The 1,863-nt window shown below is 70.5% G+C and carries 3 protein-coding genes; 2 read left to right on the top strand and 1 reads right to left on the bottom strand.

The window, feature by feature from the left end:
- Both BFF77_RS32380 and BFF77_RS32375 read left to right on the top strand, forming a co-directional pair.
- A partial coding sequence (locus BFF77_RS32380) for a YceI family protein (protein ID WP_141698622.1) occupies positions 1 to 450 on the top strand: 450 nt, incomplete at its 5' end.
- Between the two features lie 38 nt (positions 451 to 488).
- A complete protein-coding gene (locus BFF77_RS32375) occupies positions 489 to 956 on the top strand; it encodes a PPOX class F420-dependent oxidoreductase (RefSeq protein WP_066957138.1) in 468 nt (155 codons plus the stop codon).
- 120 nt (positions 957 to 1,076) lie between these two features.
- Here the strand turns inward: BFF77_RS32375 and BFF77_RS32370 are convergent.
- Positions 1,077 to 1,863, bottom strand: a 787-nt coding sequence (locus BFF77_RS32370; protein ID WP_107422316.1) for a TetR/AcrR family transcriptional regulator, incomplete at its 5' end; no start/stop codon positions are given.

Below are 1,863 nucleotides of genomic sequence, written 5' to 3'. Positions count from 1 at the left end.
GGGAGTGGGGAAGGCGGCGGGCACGAGCGCGCGGGCGGATTCGCGCGGGTCGACGCGGTCATCGCCGCGGCGAGCATCGACACCGGCAACGCGCTGCGCGACAAGCACCTCAGGTCCCCCGACTTCCTGGACGTGGAACGCTTCCCCGAGATCACGTACGGCAGTACGGGCCTGACGCCGACGGGCCCGGACCGCTGGACGGTCCACGGCAGGCTGTCGCTGCACGGAGTCGTACGCGAGGTGGACCTGGATCTGAGCTGTCTGGGCACCGGGCCCGACCCGTGGGGCGGCGTACGGGCGGCCTTCCGCGCGACCACGGAGCTGAGCCGCGAGGACTTCGCCATGAACTACAACCAGGTGGTACGGGCGGGTGTCTCGGCGATCGGAACGACGCTGCGGGTGGAGCTGGACATCCAGGCGGTCCAGGGCGAGAGCCTGCCGGTGGCGTAGGCCCGGTCCGGACGGTCGGACATCGTAGGCTGCGGACCATGGCACCCAACATCGCAACGAACACCGCCGTGGACCGCGCCGAGCTGCTGGAGTTCGTACGTCCCCGGCACCGGGCGATCCTGCTGACCACCCGCTCCGACGGCCGCCCGCAGGGCTCCCCGCTCACCTGTGGCGTCGACGACTCGGGCCGTATCGTCGTCTCCACGTACCCCGAGCGCGCCAAGACGCGTAACGCCAAGCGGGACGAGCGGGTGAGTCTGATCATCCTGTCGGACGAATGGGACGGTCCGTGGGTACAGATCGACGGCACCGCCGAGGTGATCGACTCACCGGAGTCCGTCGAGCCGCTGGTCGAGTACTACCGGAACATCGCGGGCGAGCACCCCGACTGGGACGAGTACCGCCAGGCGATGGTGAAGCAGGGGAAGTCCCTCATCCGCGTCACACCCGAACGCTGGGGCCCGCTCGCCACCGGCGGCTTCCCGGCCAGGCTGGCGCCCCGGTAACCGGTCGCGCGCGGCCACTCGCGAACAGCCGCCCGCGTGGGTGAGGAAGCCCTCTCGGGGGTCCCTCTCAGGGGGTCGGATCACCTCTCAGGAGGTCGGATCCCCCTTGGGAGGGATCCCTCAACTGCGGGCGCGCATCGCCTCGATGCCCGCGACGAGGAGTTCGAGCGCGAACGTGAAGTCCCGTTCGCGCATCTCCGCCACCGTGTCGCCGCCCCGTGCCGCCATGATCTCGTCCATGCTCGCGAACGACTTCGACTCCTTGAACCGCGGCTGTTCGCCGACGGCGCCCATCGCCTGCCGGAAGTACTCGTCCTGGCTCAGGCCCGCGTCGGCCGAGCGCTGTACGAAGTGGCCCTCGATCGTGCCGAATCCGTACACGAACTGGAAAACCGCGGACAGGGCGCCCATCTGGCCGTGCGGCGCCAGGCCCGTACGGCGCATGACCGACTGGACGGCGGCGGAGAAGGCCATCGAGTGCGGGCCGATGTTCAGATATCTGCCGACGAGCGGGGAGACCCAGGCGTGACGGACCAGCACCGTCCGGTAGCTGACGGCCAGTTCGCGCAGTTGGTCGCGCCAGTCGGCGTTCTCGTCCGTCAGATCAGGCACCTGGACCTCGCCGAAGACGCGGTCCAGGGCGAGTTCGAGCAGGTCGTCCTTGGTGTCCACGTACCAGTAGAGGGACATGGCGGTCACGCCCAGCTCCGCGGCCAGCCGCCGCATGGAGAACTTCGCCGGGCCCTCCGCGTCGAGCAGCCGTACCGAGACGGCGGTGATGCGGTCGCGGTCGAGCCCGGCGGGCCGGGCCACGGAAGGGCCGGCGGACGGGCCGGGTGACGGGGTGAAGGACGGCTCGGCCGCGCGTTCGCTCCTGCGTCCACGGCCGGCCGGTGGTTTGCCGTCC

Origin of the sequence: Streptomyces lushanensis (assembly GCF_001700515.1) — a bacterium.
GTDB lineage: Bacteria > Actinomycetota > Actinomycetes > Streptomycetales > Streptomycetaceae > Streptomyces > Streptomyces lushanensis.
The sequence above is the reverse complement of the archived record's forward strand: the minus strand, read 5'-3'. Positions and strand labels throughout refer to the sequence as shown.

Bases quoted from the DNA above. Each gene is read 5' to 3' on its own strand.
- BFF77_RS32375 (WP_066957138.1), top strand. From the start codon at position 489: ATGGCACCCAACATCGCAACGAACACCGCCGTGGACCGCGCCGAGCTG.